The following is a 2,842-nucleotide window of genomic DNA, read 5'->3' on the forward strand; positions in this document are numbered from 1 at the left end:
GACCAACCCCGCCGAAATCCTTGGCCTCCCCAAACCCGCCTGGGCGGCAGACGAGGTCGGCATGCTCTACGACATGGCGCACCGTTTCATGTCGGAAGAGATCGCGCCGCGCTACGACGAGTTCGAGAAGAACGAGATGGTCGACCGCGAGAGCTGGCTGAAGGCAGGCGCGGCCGGTCTGCTCTGTGCCTCGATGCCGGAGGAATATGGCGGCTCGGGCGGGACATTCGCGCACGAGAGCGCCATCATCGAGGCGATCGGCCATGTCGGCGTCGACGGTTTCGGCATCGGCCTGCACAATTCGATCGTCGCCCCTTACATCCTCCACTACGGCTCCGATGAGCAGAAAAAGAAGTGGCTGCCGAAACTGGCGACCGGCGAGCTGATCGGCGCCATCGCCATGACCGAGCCCGGCGCGGGCTCCGACCTGCAGGGCGTCAAGACGCGTGCCGAGAAGGATGGCAATCATTACAAGGTCAATGGCTCGAAGACCTTCATCACCAATGGCCAGCTCGCCAACTTCATTATCATCGTCACCAAGACCGATCCGGAGAAGGGCGCCAAGGGCACTTCGCTGATCGTCGTCGAGACCGACGAAGTGGAGGGGTTTGAGCGCGGCCGCAACCTCGACAAGATTGGTTTGAAGGCCAACGACACGTCGGAACTGTTCTTCAACGATATGCGCGTGCAGACCTCCAATCTCCTCGGCCACGAGGAAGGCCAGGGCTTCGTCCAGCTGATGCAGCAATTGCCGCAGGAGCGCCTGCAGATCGGCACCGGCGCCATCGCTATGGTCGAGCGGGCGCTGGCGCTGACAATCGACTATGTCAAGGAGCGCAAAGCCTTCGGCAAGGCGATCATCGATTTCCAGAACACCCAGTTCAAGCTGGCCGAACTGAAGACCGAGGCGACCATCGGCCGCGTCTTCTACAATGACTGCGTCGCCCGCCACATCAATGGTGGCCTCGACCCGGTGACCGCCTCGATGGCCAAATACTGGCTGTCCGACCTACAGGGAAAAGTCGTCGACGAATGCCTTCAATTGCATGGCGGCTATGGCTACATGAATGAATACCCGATCGCCCGCATGTTTCGCGACGCCCGCGTCCAGCGCATCTACGGCGGCACCAACGAGATCATGAAATTGCTGATCGGGCGCTCTCTCTGAGCGACTTTTCAGCAAACCAAAGGAGCAGGAAATGGCCGAAGCTTATGTCTATGACGCCGTGCGCACGCCGCGCGGCAGGGGCAAGAAGGATGGCTCGCTGCACGAAGTGCCGGCGGTGCGACTCGGCGCCAAGGTGCTCGAAGCGATCCGCGACCGCAATGGACTGGATACCGGCACCGTCGACGACATCATCTTCGGCTGCGTTGATCCGGTCGGCGAGGCGGGTTCTGTCATTCCGCGTGCCGCAGCCTTCGAAGCTGGCTATGCGACCACGGCGCCCGGCATGCAGATCTCGCGCTTCTGCGCCTCGGGCCTGGACGCCATCAACTTCGGCGCCGCCAAGATCGCACAAGGCGCCGACGAGATCGTCATCGCCGGCGGCGTCGAATCGATGTCGCGCGTCGGCATGGGTGCATCCGGCGGGGCCTGGTTCATGGACCCCTCGGTTGGTCTGCCGGGCTGGTTCGTTCCGCAAGGCATTTCGGCCGATCTGATCGCCACCAAATACGGCTTTTCGCGTGATGACGTCGACGCCTATGCGGTCGAGAGCCAGAAGCGCGCCGCCAAAGCCTGGGGCGAAGGCCGCTTCAAGAATTCGGTGATCTCGATCAAGGACCAGAACGGGCTGACCATCCTCGACCATGACGAGCATATGCGGCCTTCGACCGATATGCAGTCGCTGGCGGCACTGAACCCGTCTTTCGTCATACCCGGCGAAATGGGCGGCTTTGATGCCGTCGCGGTGCAGAAGCATCCCGAGGTGGAAGAGGTCAACCACGTCCACCACGCCGGCAATTCGTCCGGCATAGTCGACGGCGCGGCGGCCGTTCTGCTCGGCTCGAAGAAGGCTGGAAAGACGCTGGGCCTGAAGCCGCGCGCACGCATCCGTGCATTCGCCAATATCGGCTCGGAACCGGTGCTGATGCTGACCGGCCCGGTCGACGTGACCGAAAAATTGCTGAAGCGCGCCAAAATGAAGCTGTCGGACATCGATCTGTTCGAGCTCAACGAGGCTTTCGCCTCTGTAGTGCTGCGCTACATGCAGGCCTTCGACATTTCGCACGACAGGATCAACGTCAATGGCGGCGCCATCGCCATGGGCCATCCGCTCGGCGCCACTGGCGCGATGATCTTCGGCACGGTGCTGGACGAACTGGAGCGCCGCGACCTGAACACCGCGTTGGTGACGCTTTGCATCGGCGCCGGTATGGGCACCGCAACGATCATCGAACGCGTCTGACGGGAGAGAGACCGATGAGCTACACCAATTTCACCCTCGACATCGACGCAGACGGCATCGCGCTCATCACCTGGGATATGCCCGACAGGTCGATGAACGTCTTCACCGAAGAGGCGATGCTGGAACTGAACGCCATCGTCGACAAGGTGGCGAGCGACGCGGCGATAAAGGGGGCGGTCATCACCTCCGGCAAAGACACGTTTTCCGGCGGTGCCGACATCACCATGCTGCAGAAGATGCTGTCGACCTTCGCAGCCGACAAAGCCAAGGATCTGGACAAGGCGACCAAGGTGCTGTTCGACAATGCCGGCTACATGACGGGCCTGTTCCGCAAGCTGGAAACCTCAGGCAAGCCATGGGTGTCGGCGATCAACGGCACTTGCATGGGCGGCGCGTTCGAACTATCGCTTGCTTGCCACGGCCGTGTCACGGCC

At 61.9% G+C, this 2,842-nt stretch carries 3 protein-coding genes; all 3 read left to right on the top strand.

Going from position 1 to position 2,842, the window contains the following annotated elements; genetic code table 11:
- The coding region (locus E5W87_RS34870; RefSeq protein WP_292408346.1) for an acyl-CoA dehydrogenase family protein at positions 1 to 1,168 on the top strand (1,168 nt) is incomplete at its 5' end.
- Between the two features lie 31 nt (positions 1,169 to 1,199).
- Complete coding sequence (locus E5W87_RS34875; protein WP_292408349.1) at positions 1,200 to 2,408, top strand: acetyl-CoA C-acetyltransferase; 1,209 nt, start codon at positions 1,200 to 1,202, stop codon at positions 2,406 to 2,408.
- 14 nt (positions 2,409 to 2,422) lie between these two features.
- The coding region (locus E5W87_RS34880) for an enoyl-CoA hydratase-related protein (RefSeq protein WP_292408351.1) at positions 2,423 to 2,842 on the top strand (420 nt) is incomplete at its 3' end.

The sequence above is a fragment of the Mesorhizobium sp. genome (genome assembly GCF_004962925.1).
Taxonomy (GTDB): Bacteria; Pseudomonadota; Alphaproteobacteria; order Rhizobiales; family Rhizobiaceae; genus Mesorhizobium.